Genomic DNA, 17,371 nt, shown 5'->3' on the forward strand with positions numbered 1-17,371 from the left:
GACTGCTTTTCATAAAAACCCTGATACATATATAATTTTAGTAGGGACGCGGCAATGCTGTGTCCCTACTAACGTATTTGTAGAATTATTAAATACTCAGCTTTTTTAGAGTGCGTTAAGACGTGTTTTCAAACTACTCGTCTTGTCCCATAACTTCTTAGATCCCCCTAAATCCCCTTTAAAAAGGGGTACTTTAAGAGATTCTTTGCTCACCTTTTTAAGGGGGGTTGGGGGGATTTAAAGACTTTGAAAACATACCCTAGGCTTTGGTATAACCCACCGCTTGATAAGCTGAAAAATATCTAAATTGCATAATCGTAGGACTATCGTTATAGCGGTTCTCGACAAGCGTGACGTACAATTTTGACCTCTCTCCTAAAAGGAGAAAGGCTTTGAATTTTTCTTAGGTCTTATAACTTCTAATTCTGGTAGAAACTAAAATGGTGCGTTACGTCTAAACCCGTAACGCACCATACTTAAGATTCCCTAAACTTCATCTTGCCTATTAGTAAATATTGCCTTCTCTATTGAGTTGTTCATCATGCTTGGCAATAACCCAAATTGCATGAATGCTACCGGGTAGCCAACCTAGAACTGTAAGCAAGATGTTAATAAAGAGAGTTGGGCCAACTCCAACAGTCAGGAAAACGCCTAAAGGAGGCACTAACAAACCTAGAAGAAAACGAACTAATTTCATGATTTTGCCGTATTTTTGTGATTTTCTTTAATTACAATTACATTCTGCTGAAGATACCGAATTAGGAAATCCACCTTCGGACATTTTACTAGGAGTAGAAACGTGGCAATAAAATTGGTCTTTCTACTCCTTCTAATACTTATCTAGAAGGTAATTCACCTTGTGTTTTTACATCACCACTGCTCGTTAAAAGGTTTCTTTCAACAAAGTAGTTGTTAATGAAGGTATTAGCAAAAGTTAGAATCACTGGCCCAAGAAGGAAACCAATAATCCCGCGAACTGCGAACCCAGGAACTAGGACTGCTGCTAACCAGAAACACAAACCGTTGACGACGAGCGAAAATGCTCCAAATGATAGAAAGTTAAGTGGTAGAGAAAGAGCAGACAAAACTGGTTTAACTGAACCGTTAATTAAACCAATTACTAAAGCAGCAATTATAGCTGCGGGAAAGTTAGCAATATTAACGCCTGGAACAACTAAATCAACAATCAACAGGCTCAAAGCTGTAGCTAGGGCGGTTAATAATGGTGTTAACATTTTTTCTTACCTAATCACTAAAGATTTTTTGTAACTTCTTATCTCATCTTCAGCTATGTACTAAGTTTTAACCTCTCTTGCAAGGTAGAATTTGGTTCTACCGTTAGGCCTATCATTGAGAAAAATATAGCGGTTCCAATACTGCGTAGGTTTTCCTTAAAAAAGCACTCCGAGGTAGGTTGGGTTGAGGAACGAAACCCAACATTTTCAAGATTTTGTCGGTTTTCACTACCTAACCCTAGGGGGATATTGCTACAACCCAACCTATAAATTTTCTTAACCGATTAGTATTGCGATCGCTCAGATTTTCCAGACTCAGGCTGATAGTAAAGGGCTGATTTATACAAGATTTGTTCTTGGTGGGTTTCTAAAGTGCAATCAGACAAAGGGTAAGTTACACAAGTAACAACATAACCAGCCTGTACTTCGCTTGGACGCAGAAATTTTTGCTCACTTTGATCAACTTCACCGCTAATGAGTTTGGCGACACAGGCAGAACATTCGCCTTGTTTGCACCCAGATGGTAGGCGAAGACCAGCATCTTCCGCCATATCTATAATATATTGATCATCTGGTACTAGAATGGTGCGATCTAACCCAAGTGTAGGATTGATAAATCGAACTTGATAAACTGCCATCTGCTGTTTGTAATTATTGTTTAACTGCTTTCATCGACAAACTAATCCGCTTCAGTTTCTCGTCGATTTCTAGCACCTGCACTTTGACTACTTGTCCAACTTTGACAATTTTGTTGGGATCGTCTACAAATCTATCAGCAAGTTGGGATATATGCACCAAGCCATCTTGATGTACGCCAATATCAACGAAGGCACCGAAGTTGGCGACGTTTGTCACGATTCCCTCTAGTTCCATTCCTTGCTTTAAATCCCTGATTTCCTTAATCCCTTCTCTGAAGGTGGCATATTTAAACTCAGCACGGGGATCTCTACCTGGTTTTTCTAGTTCGCTGAGGATGTCGCGCAGTGTGGGTTCGCCGACGCTATCAGTAACGTATTTCTTCAGATTGGTCTTTTTGAGTTTTTCGGCAATTTGCGTCACCTGATTTAATGGCACATTTAGATCAGATGCGATCGCTTCTACTACAGAATAACTCTCTGGATGCACTGCTGTATTATCTAATGGGTTGTCACCGTCGCGAATCCGCAGAAAACCCGCCGCTTGTTCAAAGGCTTTCGGCCCCAACTTTGGAACTTTCAACAGTTGTCGGCGATTTTTAAAGGCTCCATTCTGGTTGCGATGGGCGACAATATTATTGGCAACAGCTGCCGTAATCCCAGAGACGGATGTTAGAAGTTCTTTGGAAGCAGTGTTTAAGTCTACGCCGACGTAGTTAACGCAGCTTTCTACAGTGTCATCTAATTTCTTTTTCAACAACTTCTGATCGACATCATGCTGATATTGTCCCACACCAATGGATTTGGGATCGATTTTCACTAGTTCCGCCAAGGGGTCTTGCAAACGGCGACCAATGCTAATCGCACCACGCACAGTAATATCTAAATCAGGAAACTCTTCTAGCGCTACTTTACTTGCAGAATATATAGATGCGCCAGACTCATTCACCATTACCTTAACTGGTTTGCGTTCTATAGTTTGCAATATTTGCGTGACAAATTCCTCTGTCTCGCGGGAGGCTGTACCGTTACCGATGGCAATTAACTCAATTTTGTACTTTTCAATCAGATTTTTGACAGTTTGTGCGGCTTTGAGTCGTTGTTCAGCCGCTTGGTGGGGAAATACCGCTTGATATTCCAAAAATTTTCCAGTTTGGTCAAGAACAGCAACTTTACACCCAGTTCTAAATCCAGGGTCTATCGCCAGCGTTGGTTTCATCCCTGCTGGTGCAGACAGCAGCAACTCCCGCAGATTAGTTTCAAATGTCTTGATAGATTCTATGTCTGCATATATTTTCTTCTCAGAAATTACCTCTCCCATAAGAGAGATTTTCATCAAACGGTTGAATGCATCCTTCAACATGGCCTGATAAAAATCCCGAACTGACCGAACTTTGGTTTTAATCTCTTTCGACTCCAGATAGTAAAGTACCGTATCCTCATCGAAAGCAATTTCAAAGCTCAATATTTTTTCAGTTTCACCCCGACATAACGCCAGCATATTGTGGGGTGCAATATTTTTTACCCTAATTTGATAGTTACGGTACATCTCAAATTTGGTTGTACCTTCAGGATAATCATCTTTGATGCGAGAAACGAATACCCCTTCTTGTAAAAGATAATCGCGGATATATGCGCGTAATTCAGCTTTTTCAGCGACTTCTTCCGCTAAAATGTCAGCAGCACCTTTGAGTGCTTCTTCTGCTGTTTTTACTCCCTTAGTTTCCGAAATATACTTAGCCGCTTCTTCCTCCAGGGAAGCTGTTACAGCATTTTTTAGATTTAGAGACTTGATGAACTCCGACAGTGGTTCGAGTCCTTTTTCTCTAGCGATGGTGGCGCGAGTGCGTCGTTTTGGTCGATAGGGTAAGTATAAATCCTCAAGTTCGGTTTTTTGTAAGCAGGATGAGATTTTGGCTTTGAGTTCATCTGTAAGTTTACCTTGTTGGGCGATCGCACTTAAAACCACAGATTTTCGTTCTTCCAGTTCTGTTAAATAAGTATATCGATCAGCCAGTTCGCGTAGTTGCACTTCATTCATCTCATCGGTGCGCTCTTTGCGGTAACGTGCAATAAAGGGAATTGTTGCACCCTCCGCCAAAAGTTCCAACGCGTTTTGCACCTGATGGGGTTTGAGGTTTATTTCAGTTGCCAGTAGTTGAGGAATGTTCAGCATTAGATATCTAAAATGAAAAAATGAAAATGCTACTTCTAAAGGTAATTATGCTAGATCCTTATCCTGGCATCAGACGAAGATTTTAAGCTAATTTATCAGATGATTGATCTTAAGAGCGCAATTGGCGAAATCGACAAAATCCACCTATGGAAGTTTTAAACTCTATCAATCTAGGTAATTGAACGAGAGTTTGTATAGCATAGCGCAGCTTTAGCGAGTTGGCAGAGCGGCAAAATAATTATTGCCATAAGGGATTGTGTACTTCTAAATATGCGAACATCTTGTAGCCTACTACGCGCATCATCTACCCTAAATGAAGAAGTTATTCACTAAGTTTTTAACGGTCTTATCTATGGCAGCAATTATTTATATTTGTATAAAAGAAAACATTATATAATTTTATTTAATATTTATTTCGCTCGACTGTTGTGCCTAAAACCTGATTAGATGTAGAATCACCCACAATTCCAAAAACAATTTCAAATTTGTTTTATAAACACTACATCCTTTAGTTCAGAGGTTAGTAAGATGCCTTTGTTTTTCTTGATACCACTGTGTACTGCTTTAATTACTGCCTACTTGTTTAAAAAGGGTACTGATGAAATTGCATATCTTGCAGCTATGTTTACAGCTATTAGCTTGATATTAACCTTAGTACTAGCACCTTGGCAGATCCAATTGGGATTATTAATCATTGTTTTTCTCATTACCAATAAACTTTTGCAGAAAAATGAGTCTAAACAATAGGTAAACAAGTATAAACAGTTAATAATACCAACACCAAAAATTATTTTTTCTCAATTTTAGACTGCTGGAGTAATTAAGTTAACCCTCAACTTAGTTCTGTCTAAAATATGCGAATTTGGAGATTTTTATAGGTAGAAAAGGATTCAGACTATTGATTGCTAACTATCATTTTTACCGTAACCTAGTGTAGCTTTTGCGTTGTAATGCACTCTTTTTGGCGTTTTTGTTCAAGTTGTAATTCTACTTTTATAAACTATTAACTCTGATGTATTCTGATACTAAGTCTCTACTTGTGCAAGTTTAGTATCCAGAAAGTGCTTCATTAATGTGCAAATCCTCAAAATCAAAATTTATCTTTAATAAAGTTTTGGCTTTATGAAGTTTCTGTTTAGCTATCTTATCGGCAAATGAATTTTTAATATTGAGTCCCTACTTATGCAAGTTTAGTATCTAAAAAGTGCCTCATCAATATACAAATCTTCAAAATCAAAATTTATCTTTAATAAAGAATAAAGTTTTGGTTTTATGAAGTTTTTGTTTAAGTAGATTTTCAGTAAATGAATTTTTGATGAAGTGTGGCGATAAATTTGCAACATACCTTTGTCATGGTATTCTAGTAAGTAATTATATGTAATAGTAAATTTGGAGAGAAAATCTTAGTTAAAATTACGAGTAACAATCAAGCAAAACAACACAACTTGTCTAACGCAATGTTATTAACGTCAACTCCGAGTCGATCAACCGAAGCTAGTTTACATTAGCAGTTTGTATCGTCAAAAACTCCATTTAGACATTCAGTAAAATTCTTTAGAAATCTGTAAACCGCATGACTGTAAAGTGATTCATCTATCTACGATTTATGCAACCACGCAGACTTCAATTTTTTTTGTCTTCTTATGTCTAAAAAGAGCAAATATATACGCTCAATTTTAGTGAAGGTTTTTATTAATTGGTTTAGTTCTCAGTAGAGATTAAAGATATGTCTGTGAGGCTAAAGAAGTCCTATACTATATCAGTAAATTAATAAACTTTCATAGAGTAACATAAAGAACATTTATTAATCGAGTTAGGCTCTGATGTATAGGTTGATGGCTTGGGAATTTCAGTAATGTTTTCAACAATATTTTTACAACAAAATGCAATTGATGAAAGTTAATGTATGGATTAATCAAAAATTATGGTCATCCATTTTTATTTGTTTAGCTCCATCTGTTGAATATGTAAGTCAAATTCGAGTTGAGCATAAGCGATGTCGTTTAGAGCGGGCTACGCCTATGCACAGTGCTAAAGTTTGTCCCGAGAGAGTTTGCAACAAAATCTTCAACTTCGCTACATCGGTATTTTTTATAACTTAGATATTGCGATCGCAATATCATATTGTTTAAGCAAAACTTGGTTGCAAAGCAATAAAAATGCTTAAGAGACAAGTGTAAAATATTACATTATTTAAGTTGTATACTCTGATAATATTGAGCGCTGCCAGATAAAGCAACCATCCTGGAATATTCATAGCATTTAGCTACTAACTCTATGACATGAGTTTCAACGTTTATTTTGATACGAGTCCTTTAACATAGCCTGACTAATTTTGTTGTCTATTTATTGAAATGGAGGTTAAATTGCAGAGAAGGTATAACCGACCGAAACGTTCGAAACAACGGACTGTTTACTGTCCGGTTCATACCTACTATATAGATTGAGGCAAATCTACTATGAAATCTATGTCGCAAATTTCCAGCTTAAAAATAATTCCTTATATCATCCTATTCATCAGTATTGTATTTAGCATTTCTGGGCAATTACTGATGAAACATACCATGAGCCAGACAAATGAGGGACTATTTGCTTGGGAATTTCTGAAACAATTAACATTAGCTGTTACTGTTTATTGTTTGGGTGTAGTCAATTGGATCTTGGCTCTGCGCTCTGTAAAATTAAGTATTGCTTATCCACTTACTAGCCTAAACTACGTTGGGATACTTTTCGGGTCATACTACTTCTTTAACGAGGAAATTACATTAACTCGAATAGCAGGAGTCATGACTATTTTTCTAGGTGTTCTTTTAGTGGTTATTCCACTAAAAAAATCTATATAAGTTTGTAGTAAATTTCACAAAAAAATTTAAAAAATGAACGTTATCACTTGGCTACTTTTAATGATTGTAGTTTTATTAGGAACAACAGCTAATCTCTCACTAAAATATGCACTTTACATTTCTAGCGCTACTAAGGAAGCAAGCACATCTATCCTAAATTTGTTATTTTCTCGTTATTTTATGATTTGGTTTATCTGCTATACATTTATGACTCTGTTGTGGCTTTATGTATTGCGGACAATTCCTCTAAGCCAAGCATTTCCAGTTCTAGGATTAATGTATGCGCTTATACCAATTGCTTCTCACTATCTTCTAAAAGAACAGGTGATATTTAGCCAGTGGTTAGGAATTTCCATTATCATAACTGGCGTAGTTTTGGTTGTAAACTAATAGCTGTATAGATAACAACCCAGGTTACTAAATATTGAAAAAAGCCTTTAGCGATAAATATCAAAAACATCCCTACAAAAATCTAAATTAATTTATGAATATAGGCATTGTTGGCGGGGGTATAACTGGTCTAGTATTAGCCCAACGTCTTTCACACCAAGGACATAAAGTCACTGTATTCGATAGCAACAAGCAGCTTGGTGGGCTTACCACTTATCATGATTACGGATTATTTACCTGGGATCGTTTTTATCATGTTATTCTACCTTCTGATACTCACCTAATAAGTTTTATCAGAGATATTGGTCTTGGAGATAAACTGCGGTGGCATCGAAGCTTAACAGGTTTTTATGATAATCAAAAGTTTTATTCTATCAGTAATAGTATAGAATTTCTGCGCTTTCCTCTGTTTGGACTTATAGGTAAAATCAGATTAGCTTTTACCCTCCTGTATGGTTCACGCCTTAATAACTGGCGGCGATTAGAAAAAATTTTGGTTGAAGATTGGCTATTAAAACTCGGTGGTAAAAACACATACGAAAAGCTCTGGAAACCCTTACTTCTATCCAAATTAGGAGAGAACTATAAGCGAATATCAGCAGTTTTTATCTGGGCTTATATCAAACGATTATTTTCAGCGCGGGATTCTTCATTAAATAAAGAACAACTTGGTTATGTTTCAGGTGGTTACAAAACGGTTTTTGACCATATAGAAAAATTAATTTACGCAACTGGAGGCCATATTCACAAAGGCATTGCTGTGGAATATATTGCACCTCATCCAGAAGGTGGAATGTGGGTAGAATATCAGGGTAAAAAGGAGCATTTTGATAAAGTCATTTTTACTGGCCCAGTCAATATTCTGCAACAGGTTGCTGCTAAAGAACTAGTGAAAGTTTCAGACACTGGTGAAACAGTAGAATACCTCGGTGTAATCTGTATGGTACTTATTACTCGCAAGGCCCTAATTCCTTATTATGTAGTAAATATTGCCGATAGAAATGTTCCTTTTACTGGAGTAATCGGTATGAGTAACCTAGTTTCTTTGCAAGAGACAGCAGGATATCACATGACATTTTTACCAAAATATATACTTTCTACTGACCCGTTGTTAAAACAGCCAGATGATGAATTGCGTCAAGTATTTTTCCAGGGTATACGTTTGATGTTCCCAGACCTAAAACCAGATGACATTGTGGCAGCACACATTAATCGAGCGATTAAAGTACAGCCACTGCAAGTTTTAGACTATTCAAGTATTGTTCCCAAAGTGAGTACTGAAAACAATGATTTCTTTGTTGTAAATACCTCACAGTTGGTCAATGATAGCGTCAACAATAACGCAGTTGTGCGACAGGTTGATGAATTTCTCAAAAAATCAACATTACTGAATTCTTGAAATTTAGGTAGTGGTATTCGATTTTAAAAATTATAGGAGTTACTTATGAGTCTTTTTGTTCTTTTACCTGCATACAACGAACAAGAATCAATTCGCCCCTTGTTCAAAAGATTTCAAACTTTGCAACAAATCTCTAATATGGAGATAAAACTGATTCTTGTTGATGATGGCAGTAGTGATAAAACTGCTGAGACTGCTTTAGAAGTATCGCAATCACTGGGGATATTACTAAAATTAGTCCAACATTCCAAAAATGCTGGTTTAGGTCAAGCAATTAAAACAGGTTTTACAACTTTTTTAGAAATTTCTAAGGAAGGCGATTTTTTAGCTGCAATGGATTGCGACAACACTCAACCACCAGAATTATTAATAAAGATGTATAACACTATGATAGCTGGTAGCTATGATATTGCGATCGCATCTAGATATCGAAAAGGTTCTAAAGTTATAGGCTTGTCAAAATTTAGAGAGATAATGAGTTATGGAGCGAGTTGGCTTTTTAGAATTGCAGCCCGTGTAAAAGGTGTAAGAGACTATACCTGTGGTTACAGACTGTATAACCGTACTTTCCTTAGTAAACTGGATATGTATTATGGAGACAATCTATTCACTGAAAGTGGGTTTGCTTGCATGATAGATTTACTGCTGAAAGCTAAAGTACTCAAACCAAAAATCGCAGAAATTCCAATGGTTTTGAGATATGATCAAAAGCCTAGTGCCAGCAAAATGAAAATTCTTAAAACTATTAATCGAACTCTAAAGCTATTGTTTAAGAATTTAACATCGCCAGCGCCAACTACTGCTAATTTAAGTCAGACTTTCAATAAGCAAGAAACACTAAGAATTCCGCTGAAAATAGGAACTCGAAAATAAACCTGAGTCAAGTTGGAAACTCGAGGTTTCAATATGGACGAGGTTTAGATAGAGTTTCTTGCATTTCATTCCTAACTTATGACTTCTTTCGTTGAGAATAGTGCTAAGTAAATACATATAAATTGTATTGTATATTACACTTAACTCTTCAATAAGTGAAAACTTTAAAAATTTCAGCCCGCCTTTGCGGGCTTTGCTTATATAGTGCCAAACTTCTATCTAATCTACGGGCGGATTTGCCAAGGCGTTCCTGAAGAGGAGGGAAATCCACACGTTTTTCTAGCAACTGTGGCTTTTGCTCATTTGTTAGACTGAACACACCAGGATTTTTCAGTCAAATCTCTGAACTACGCCAGCAGACGAGGCTACCCATGCTTACAAGTACGCTACTTCTCTCGAATCAACTTCCCACCCTCCAATATTCTTCCACACCAGAGCGTTTCGATGAAACCTGGGAAGCCCCTCTGGCTACCCTGCTAGGACTAGGACGCGCCGCTGGTGCTGACTTCATCGAATTATTTTTAGAACGTCGCAACTATATCAGTTGTCTGGCAGAAGAAGACTCCATCACTAGTATTTCACCCAGTCTGTCTACAGGCGCGGGAGTCAGAGTATTTCGCGGTAAAGCCGACTGCTACGTTAGCACTAATGACCTTTCTTTTTCCGGTTTGAAAGCAGCCTTAGAAAAAGGTCTTTCTATCTTAGGATTGCAACTACCTACTCCTAAAGCTTTCATCCCAGAAATCAATCTGGAATTATTGAGAGATTACGCCACAAAAAGAGGTAAAGATGCATGGCTACCAGTGTGTAGCTCCATCCGAGAAATGGGAGAAATCCTTCTTGATGGTACTGCTCACCTGAAGCAAAAAGCTAGCCACATCCAATCGCGCCGTGCTACCTATTTTCGAGATTGGCAAGAAGTTTTAATCGCTGCTAGTGACGGTACTTTTGCCCGTGACATCCGCCTCACCCAATCAGTAGGATTTAACCTATTGTGTGCTGATGGTGCTAATCGTACCTCAATTAGCGATCGCGCTGGCAATACTAGTGATGCGAACTTCTTAAAAACTTGGGATTCTCAACAAGCTGCCGAAAAAATAGCAGATTCTGCTGGAAAAATGCTCTACGCAGATTATGTAGAATCGGGTACTTACCCCATAATTATGGCCAATCACTTTGGCGGCGTAATCTTTCACGAAGCTTGCGGACACCTGCTAGAAACCACCCAAATAGAACGCAATACCTCTCCCTTTGCTGACAAAAAAGGCGAAAAAATTGCCCACGAAAGTTTGACAGCTTGGGATGAAGGGCGCTCTGAAAATGCCTTTGGGACAATTGACATGGATGATGAAGGTATGCCTGCTCAAAGAACCCTATTGATTGAAAAAGGCGTTCTGAAAAACTTTTTAGCAGATAGAACAGGTTCTACACGCACCGGACACCCCAGAACTGGAAGTGGACGCCGCCAAAATTATACCTTTGCCGCTGCTAGCCGGATGCGTAATACTTATATTGATTCTGGCGAATATACCATTGATGAATTATTTGCCTCTGTTGATAAAGGTATTTACTGTAAAAAGATGGGTGGTGGTAGCGTTGGTGCTACAGGTCAATTTAACTTTAGTGTTGATGAAGCTTATTTTATTGAAAATGGCAAAATCACCAAACCACTAAAAGGAGCAATTCTCATTGGTGAAGCCAAGGAAATTATGAATAAAATTTCCATGTGTTCCCAAGATTTAGAAATTGCACCAGGTTTCTGTGGCTCAGTCAGTGGCAGTATTTATACCACAGTTGGACAACCCCACATCAAGGTTGATTCTATTACCGTTGGCGGAAGATAAACTCATCAACTTCCAGGTTCTACCTGGAAACGCCTTCTTATTTTATCTAGGAAGCACAAGCTCTCCATTATTACACTCCCAGATTAAAGCAGGGAGCGAGAAAATCCCAAACCCAAAATTGACTATGCCGAATATCAATGAAATTGCAAATTCTGCCAAGGACAATGCTGATAAACTTGGTATTAAGAAATTCGACATTTATGGCTCAACAGTAGATGATACTAATGTGCAAGTAGACCAAGGAGAGCCAAAACAAGTCAAAGCTTCAAATCGTTCTGGTGTTATTGTTCGTGTCTGGAATGAAGATAATACAATGGGTGTCACCAGCACTACAGATGTAGACCCCAAGGGACTGGAATTAGCTTTGAAAACTGCCTACGAAGCTAGTTTTTTTGGTGTTAAAGAAAATGTTCCTGACTTTAGTCCAGACGCTACTACTCCTATCCCAAATAAACCTCAAGATAAAGCACCCCAAGCACCTGTTGCTGAACTTATAGAAAAATTGCTGGTAGCTGAAAAAGAATTACTAGCAGTTCATCCGGCAATTAGAGGTGTACCTTATAACGGTTTATCACAAAGAGATGTTGACAGATTCTATCTCAATAGCGATGGCGCAGTAAGAACTGAATCTCACTCTTTGGCATCAGTTTACCTTTACAGCAAAACTGAGGAAGATGGAAAAAAACCGCGCAGTGCAGGTGCTTTTAGAATCAACCAGAGTTTAGATAATCTAGATATTAATGGTTGCATCAAAGAAACTGCCGAGAAAACTATCAGTCACTTGAATTATGAAAAAATTCCGACTGGTAAATATCGAGTTGTTTTCTCAGCGGAAGCTTTTTTAAGTCTGTTGGGTGGTTTTTCTAACTTGTTTAATGCCCAAAGTATTTTGGACAATCAAAGTTTATCTACTCCTGATGATTTAGGAAAGCAAATCGCTTCTCCTTTGCTTTCAGTTTATGATGATGCACTGCACCCAGCCAACGTAGGTGCAGAAACTTTTGATGGTGAAGGAACTCCTACCCGTCAAATTTCACTGATTGAAAATGGTGTTTTAACAGGATTTCTCCATAGTGCCGGCACTGCTAAAAGATTAAATGCCCAACCCACGGGTAATGCCAGTATTGGCGCAAAAGTTAGCGTCAGTCCTAATTTTTATCACGTTTTCTCAACAGCAACTCCTGAGCAGGAGTTTAGCTTAGAAACGGCTGAAAATGTGATTCTTATCGATGATTTACAAGCTCTCCACGCTGGAGTGAAATCATTACAAGGTTCTTTTTCTTTGCCGTTTGATGGTTGGCTAGTTAATAAGGGTGTGAGGACGAGTATTGAGTCAGCAACGGTTGCTGGCGATTTCTTAGAACTCTTAAAGTCAATTATTTATGTAGAAAAAGAGGCAGAGTTAACGCCAGGGGGAGTCTGCCCGAAAATCTGGGTTGATGAACTATCGATTACTGGTGAATAAAACTTAAAAAGTGGAGAGTTGGGAGTTTAATATAACTCTTAACTCATCACTTCGAAATTTTTACTCGCCATTAATATTCACCACCTACACTGATGGCAGTATTAAATACATCAGCACCGCTTAAATCAACACCAGCCAAAACAGCGCCATCTACGTCACTATTATATAAATGAGCATTACTCAAATCAGCGTTGGTAAGATTAGCATTATTTAGACTAGTACCATTAACGAATGCTTCTGTGAGATTAGCAGACTTTAAATTAGCACCAGTTAAATCAGCACCCTCTAAGTTAGCCCCTTCAAGATTGGCTCCTTTTAAATTTGCATTTCTCAGGTCAACCCCTATCAGATGAGCGCCTTTAAGGTTTGCTCCTGTCAAGTTACATCCAGAACATTCTCTAGTTTGCAGTAAGCGGCGGACAGGGGCGGAATTTTCTGCTTTGACGGGAATAGGAGCAGCTAAAGATAGCGTGCTGAGTAAAGCTGCTGCCGTCAAAAAAATTCGTTTCATATTTACCTCCGACACTTCTAGAAGTTGTTAAATTTTTAACTTTCACCATCCCACTGTGCCAAAATTACAGAATTCTGTATTCATGCGATCGGAGGAATATATAATTTCTAGGAGATTAGGTATTCTTCCGTAAGCTAGTCCGATAGGAGTAAAATTAAAAGATTCTTAGTAAGAATTTTAGATATATGAGACTCTGGCTCCAGTTAAACCTTGAGTCATATCATGTTCGACTTAATACTTATGTCATTGCGAGCGTAGCGCGGCAATCCCAAACCTTTGCGATTGCTTCATTCCACTTCGTTGCATTCGCAATGACATATTATAAGTGATTTGCCGAACATGATATCAGGGCTTGTGTTTACACCGTAGGCTTGCGGGGAGGGGAGACAAAGTATGGCTTTGACTCTTTTCTTTTGGGTTCTTGGGCTTTAGTAGATAATCAAGCGGACATGGACTTCCAAAAAGTTCTAAGCCACGGCAAAGATGTATCAGACTTGAATAAGTATTAGAGGTGGCTGTAATGCCGACGATTCATTTGGTAGATGGTGAGAAAGGCGGGGTAGGGAAATCTCTCTTTACCAGGACAATGATTCAGTATTGCCTGGATAAGAAAATCCCATTTGTAGCAGTAGACACAGATAGGTCGAATCCAGATGTAGCAGAGGTGTATAAGGAGATATGTAAGTATGCTGTGTTTAGTGAGAATGAACGACAGGCTGATAAGGCAGATAGAATATTCGAGTGGGCGATAGAGAAGCCAGTAATTGTGAATTTAGCCGCACAATCGCATAGAGCAGTACAAGGGTGGATTGATTCTAATCAATTACTTGAACTAGCAAGTTCGCAGGGAGTGATGTTTTGCAAATGGTTTGTATCGACAGGAGGATACGACAGCATCAACCTGTTTGCTCAGTCAGTGAATATCTACGGTGAAAGAATCCCTCATATTCTAGTAAGGAATTTAGGGCTGTGTGATGATTGGGAGCATATAGAGTCAGACTCAAACTTTCAGAAAATAGTAAATAAATATAAGATAAAAGTTATAGATTTTCCGAAGTTAGCATATAAAGAAAGAAACATAATTGACCAAAACCGCCTGACGTTTGCGGAGGCGAGAGAGTACAAAGAATTTGGGATAATTGGGAGACAGAGAGTAATGAATTTTCTGAAGCTTGCTTATGCTGCTTTTGAGAAAGTAGGGATTTGGTATGAAAAAGTTGAATAGCTTTGCCTTAGAGAGCTTAATCATTCCAATGAATGAAAAATCTATTGGAACTCGGTTTTTACCACTTTGGCCAAAGAAGCCAATATTGACATTATTTCTTGGAAGTCCCTAGAAGTATTCAAACTTAGATTATATTAAGCCTTGCCGCTACCTAATAGGTACAACAGCGCCATCCGAACAGCGACACCGCTGGTAACTTGTGATTGAATAAGACTAAACTCTGGATCATCCATCAATTCAGAACTAATTTCAACACCACGATTGACTGGGCCTGGATGCAAAACTTTGACATTAGGTTTACAAAGTTGCACTTTTGTGCTTGTAATGCCAAATAGCTGATGATATTCTCGCAAGCTTGGCAGTAAATGAGCCGTCATCCGTTCTTTTTGCAGGCGCAAAGTCATGACAAAATCGGCATTCTCCAAAGCTGGTTCTAGCTGCCAATGTAGAAAAAGCTGGGGAGTGGGGGAGTCGGAGAATAATTCCTGACTTCTGACTTCTGACTCTTCACATATATATTCAGCAAATAACTTAGGTAAAAGGGTTGGTGGTGCTGCCAGATGCACTTCGGCACCACTGGCAATTAAACTCCAAATATTTGATCGCGCCACACGAGAATGGAGAATATCTCCAACGATGGCAATCTTTTTCCCCTTTAAAAGTTCCAGCCGGGGGCTAGCTGGGTCAATTAGAGTAGTTATGGTAAATAAATCGAGCAGTGCTTGGGAAGGATGCTCATGTTGACCATCACCAGCATTGAGGACGCTAACTTTTACACCTAGACGATCCATTTCAGCTGCGATCGCATTTGGTACTCCTGCCTCTCGATGGCGGACTACCATAATATCAGTTCCCATCGCCAAATAGGTTTTTGCCGTGTCGAGAATTGTTTCTCCCTTAGTCATAGAGGAAGATGCTGCGGCGAAGTTCAGGGTATCTGCACTTAAGCGTTTCGCCGCGAGTTCAAAACTGCTGCGAGTGCGGGTAGAAGATTCAAAAAATAAATTCGCCACCACCTGTCCCTGCAAGGTTGGTACTTTTTTCGTCCGCCGTGATAGCACTTCCTGGAAACTGGCAGCAGTTTGCAAAACAGTATTATATTCAGCAGCCGTAAAGTCAGCTAGGGAAAGAACGTGATGACGATTCCAGGTAGTAGTAGGCATAGAATTTGCAGGGTGGAAACTGGGGATTGGGGACTGAGGGAGATAAGGGAGAAATAATCAATGCCCAATGCCCAATCCTTTTACGTTGGTAAATGTAAAACGTTTAAAGCTAGAGAAATTAAGCTGAGAAACGTTAAAAACCCAATTGTATCTAGCATTGTAGTCACTAACGGCCCACTGACTAAAGCAGGGTCAAGCTTCAGCCGTGTCAAACCCATTGGCAATAAAGTGCCAAATGTAACAGCCACAATTGTATTAGTTGCCATTACCATTCCAGCAATTAAAGCTACCCATCGCTCTTGGGGCCGCGCCCAAATTAAGGAAAGTAGCATCATCGTTGCAGCTAAAACTACGGCTGTGCCTAAACCTGCTAGAAGTTCTTTGCGAAGAATTTTCATTGTATCTTTGGATGTTACTTCTCCCACTCCCAAGCCGCGAATTGTCACTGTTAATGATTGAATCCCAACAGTACCACCAGTGTTAGAAAAAATCGGCATGATGACTGCTAAGACTGGCACTGCGGCAATTACAGATTGAAAAGGCGCGATCGCACTGGCTGCACCAATATATAGTGCCATAATTCCCAACAGCCAAGGTAAGCGGTTGCGGATGGTAAGTAAGGGAGAGGATAAAGCTGCTTCATCACCACTGACACCCGCCAGTTTTTGGATATCTTCTGTGGCTTCTTCTTCCAAAATATCCATCACATCATCAATGGTGACGATGCCAACCAATCGGTCTTCTCGGTCAACTACGGGGATAGCGATTAAGTCGTAGCGCTGCATGATTCGCGCCACTTCTTCTTGAGGGGTTTCAGTTCTAACTTTGATGACGCGATCGCTAGCAATATCTTTGATGAAAACATCGGGAAAGGTAAACAGCAGTTGGCGTAGTGAAACCACTCTCACCAGCGTCCGATTGTCATCTGTGACGTAAGCGTAGTAAATAGATTCCTTGTCTTCGTCCTGACGGCGGATTTTACTTAGGGCTTCACCTACAGTCAATCCTTGCCGTAATCGCACATATTCGGTTGTCATCACCCGCCCAGCAGTGCCTTCTGGATAGCCGAGAATCGTTGCTGTTGCTTGCCTTTGTTCTGGACTCAGTTCTTGCAATAGCCGTTTTATTACCCCAGCAGGTAGTTCATCAAACAATTCTGCTCGTTCGTCAGGACTCATCGCTTCAACAAGTTGCGCTACCTGGATATCATGCAGAGAATTAAGTAGTTCTTCCTGCACCTCTGTTGGCAGATATTCAAATACATCAATTGCCTGAGCTTTGTTGAGTAAACGAAATGCGATCGCGCGTTGTTGTTCAGGCAATTGTGTAATGTAATCTCCCACATCCACAGGTTGCAAGCGATTTAAATCCCATTTCAACTGATTTAAATCGGTAGTATCAGTCAGCAAATCACGAATATCTTGTGTGAGCATGAGATATATCTCCTAAGTCTCCCCCGCGCTGGGAGACTTCCTCGCCAGCTCAGAGGAGGTTGATACTGCCATCTGGTGGACTATTGCCCATAAAATTTCAACAATTCAATATCGATATCTAAATTAAGGCATCGCTAGTCATCATCCTAACCCGGAATAGCGCTCTCCGGTAGATACTG

General features: G+C 39.2%; 15 protein-coding genes. 8 read left to right on the forward strand and 7 right to left on the reverse strand.

Annotated elements, in window-relative coordinates; all coding sequences use genetic code 11:
• Window positions 1-505: 505 nt before the first annotated feature.
• The 4 genes from H6G97_RS10445 to H6G97_RS10460 all read right to left on the reverse strand — a co-directional run bounded on the left by H6G97_RS10445 (window position 506) and on the right by H6G97_RS10460 (window position 4,046).
• A complete protein-coding gene (locus H6G97_RS10445) occupies window positions 506-697 on the reverse strand; it encodes a YqaE/Pmp3 family membrane protein (RefSeq protein ID WP_094353212.1) in 192 nt (63 codons plus the stop codon).
• A gap of 139 nt (window positions 698-836) precedes the next feature.
• Entirely contained in the window at window positions 837-1,235 is a 399-nt protein-coding gene (locus H6G97_RS10450) for a phage holin family protein (RefSeq protein ID WP_190940546.1), read from the reverse strand.
• A gap of 284 nt (window positions 1,236-1,519) precedes the next feature.
• Window positions 1,520-1,873 (reverse strand): 2Fe-2S iron-sulfur cluster-binding protein, encoded by a 354-nt coding sequence (locus H6G97_RS10455; RefSeq protein WP_190940547.1) that lies wholly within the window; start codon window positions 1,871-1,873, stop codon window positions 1,520-1,522.
• A gap of 13 nt (window positions 1,874-1,886) precedes the next feature.
• Complete coding sequence (locus tag H6G97_RS10460; protein WP_190940548.1) at window positions 1,887-4,046, reverse strand: Tex family protein; 2,160 nt, start codon at window positions 4,044-4,046, stop codon at window positions 1,887-1,889.
• A 528-nt stretch (window positions 4,047-4,574) separates the two neighbouring features.
• On the opposite strand from H6G97_RS10460, the gene H6G97_RS10465 reads away from it, so the two are divergent.
• The 7 genes from H6G97_RS10465 to H6G97_RS10495 all read left to right on the forward strand — a co-directional run bounded on the left by H6G97_RS10465 (window position 4,575) and on the right by H6G97_RS10495 (window position 12,860).
• On the forward strand, window positions 4,575-4,793 hold the full coding sequence (locus tag H6G97_RS10465) for a hypothetical protein (RefSeq protein WP_190940549.1): 219 nt from the start codon (window positions 4,575-4,577) through the stop codon (window positions 4,791-4,793).
• A 1,721-nt stretch (window positions 4,794-6,514) separates the two neighbouring features.
• A complete protein-coding gene (locus tag H6G97_RS10470) occupies window positions 6,515-6,889 on the forward strand; it encodes an EamA family transporter (protein ID WP_242054887.1) in 375 nt (124 codons plus the stop codon).
• A gap of 33 nt (window positions 6,890-6,922) precedes the next feature.
• The gene (locus H6G97_RS10475; RefSeq protein WP_190940551.1) at window positions 6,923-7,279 is read left to right on the forward strand and encodes an EamA family transporter; all 357 of its coding nucleotides are present in this window, start codon (window positions 6,923-6,925) and stop codon (window positions 7,277-7,279) included.
• Window positions 7,280-7,373: 94 nt separating this feature from the next.
• On the forward strand, window positions 7,374-8,678 hold the full coding sequence (locus H6G97_RS10480) for an NAD(P)/FAD-dependent oxidoreductase (RefSeq protein WP_190940552.1): 1,305 nt from the start codon (window positions 7,374-7,376) through the stop codon (window positions 8,676-8,678).
• A gap of 45 nt (window positions 8,679-8,723) precedes the next feature.
• Complete coding sequence (locus H6G97_RS10485; RefSeq protein ID WP_190940553.1) at window positions 8,724-9,551, forward strand: glycosyltransferase family 2 protein; 828 nt, start codon at window positions 8,724-8,726, stop codon at window positions 9,549-9,551.
• A 371-nt stretch (window positions 9,552-9,922) separates the two neighbouring features.
• Window positions 9,923-11,395, forward strand: a complete 1,473-nt coding sequence (locus H6G97_RS10490) for a TldD/PmbA family protein (RefSeq protein ID WP_190940554.1) — start codon at window positions 9,923-9,925, stop codon at window positions 11,393-11,395.
• A 124-nt stretch (window positions 11,396-11,519) separates the two neighbouring features.
• A complete protein-coding gene (locus H6G97_RS10495; protein ID WP_190940555.1) occupies window positions 11,520-12,860 on the forward strand; it encodes a TldD/PmbA family protein in 1,341 nt (446 codons plus the stop codon).
• Between the two features lie 70 nt (window positions 12,861-12,930).
• On the opposite strand, the gene H6G97_RS10500 is transcribed toward H6G97_RS10495, so the two are convergent.
• On the reverse strand, window positions 12,931-13,371 hold the full coding sequence (locus tag H6G97_RS10500; protein ID WP_190940556.1) for a pentapeptide repeat-containing protein: 441 nt from the start codon (window positions 13,369-13,371) through the stop codon (window positions 12,931-12,933).
• A 520-nt stretch (window positions 13,372-13,891) separates the two neighbouring features.
• Between H6G97_RS10500 and H6G97_RS10505 the strand changes: the two genes are divergently transcribed.
• Window positions 13,892-14,596, forward strand: coding sequence for a P-loop NTPase family protein (locus tag H6G97_RS10505; protein ID WP_190940557.1), 705 nt, complete (start codon window positions 13,892-13,894; stop codon window positions 14,594-14,596).
• Between the two features lie 134 nt (window positions 14,597-14,730).
• Here the strand turns inward: H6G97_RS10505 and H6G97_RS10510 are convergent, their stop codons facing one another.
• On the reverse strand, window positions 14,731-15,759 hold the full coding sequence (locus H6G97_RS10510; RefSeq protein ID WP_190940558.1) for an aspartate carbamoyltransferase catalytic subunit: 1,029 nt from the start codon (window positions 15,757-15,759) through the stop codon (window positions 14,731-14,733).
• 80 nt (window positions 15,760-15,839) lie between these two features.
• On the reverse strand, window positions 15,840-17,192 hold the full coding sequence (gene mgtE / locus H6G97_RS10515) for a magnesium transporter (RefSeq protein ID WP_190940559.1): 1,353 nt from the start codon (window positions 17,190-17,192) through the stop codon (window positions 15,840-15,842).
• Between the last annotated feature and the right edge of the window lie 179 nt (window positions 17,193-17,371).

Source organism: Nostoc flagelliforme FACHB-838, assembly GCF_014698065.1.
GTDB lineage: Bacteria > Cyanobacteriota > Cyanobacteriia > Cyanobacteriales > Nostocaceae > Nostoc > Nostoc flagelliforme_B.

Excerpts from the sequence above, each read along its gene's own strand:
- H6G97_RS10445 (WP_094353212.1), bottom strand. The coding sequence starts at position 697 with ATGAAATTAGTTCGTTTTCTTCTAGGTTTGTTAGTGCCTCCTTTAGGC.
- H6G97_RS10450 (WP_190940546.1), bottom strand. The coding sequence starts at position 1,235 with ATGTTAACACCATTATTAACCGCCCTAGCTACAGCTTTGAGCCTGTTG.
- H6G97_RS10455 (WP_190940547.1), bottom strand. The coding sequence starts at position 1,873 with ATGGCAGTTTATCAAGTTCGATTTATCAATCCTACACTTGGGTTAGAT.
- H6G97_RS10460 (WP_190940548.1), bottom strand. The coding sequence starts at position 4,046 with ATGCTGAACATTCCTCAACTACTGGCAACTGAAATAAACCTCAAACCC.
- H6G97_RS10465 (WP_190940549.1), top strand. The coding sequence starts at position 4,575 with ATGCCTTTGTTTTTCTTGATACCACTGTGTACTGCTTTAATTACTGCC.
- H6G97_RS10470 (WP_242054887.1), top strand. The coding sequence starts at position 6,515 with ATGTCGCAAATTTCCAGCTTAAAAATAATTCCTTATATCATCCTATTC.
- H6G97_RS10475 (WP_190940551.1), top strand. The coding sequence starts at position 6,923 with ATGAACGTTATCACTTGGCTACTTTTAATGATTGTAGTTTTATTAGGA.
- H6G97_RS10480 (WP_190940552.1), top strand. The coding sequence starts at position 7,374 with ATGAATATAGGCATTGTTGGCGGGGGTATAACTGGTCTAGTATTAGCC.
- H6G97_RS10485 (WP_190940553.1), top strand. The coding sequence starts at position 8,724 with ATGAGTCTTTTTGTTCTTTTACCTGCATACAACGAACAAGAATCAATT.
- H6G97_RS10490 (WP_190940554.1), top strand. The coding sequence starts at position 9,923 with ATGCTTACAAGTACGCTACTTCTCTCGAATCAACTTCCCACCCTCCAA.
- H6G97_RS10495 (WP_190940555.1), top strand. The coding sequence starts at position 11,520 with ATGCCGAATATCAATGAAATTGCAAATTCTGCCAAGGACAATGCTGAT.
- H6G97_RS10500 (WP_190940556.1), bottom strand. The coding sequence starts at position 13,371 with ATGAAACGAATTTTTTTGACGGCAGCAGCTTTACTCAGCACGCTATCT.
- H6G97_RS10505 (WP_190940557.1), top strand. The coding sequence starts at position 13,892 with ATGCCGACGATTCATTTGGTAGATGGTGAGAAAGGCGGGGTAGGGAAA.
- H6G97_RS10510 (WP_190940558.1), bottom strand. The coding sequence starts at position 15,759 with ATGCCTACTACTACCTGGAATCGTCATCACGTTCTTTCCCTAGCTGAC.
- mgtE (WP_190940559.1), bottom strand. The coding sequence starts at position 17,192 with ATGCTCACACAAGATATTCGTGATTTGCTGACTGATACTACCGATTTA.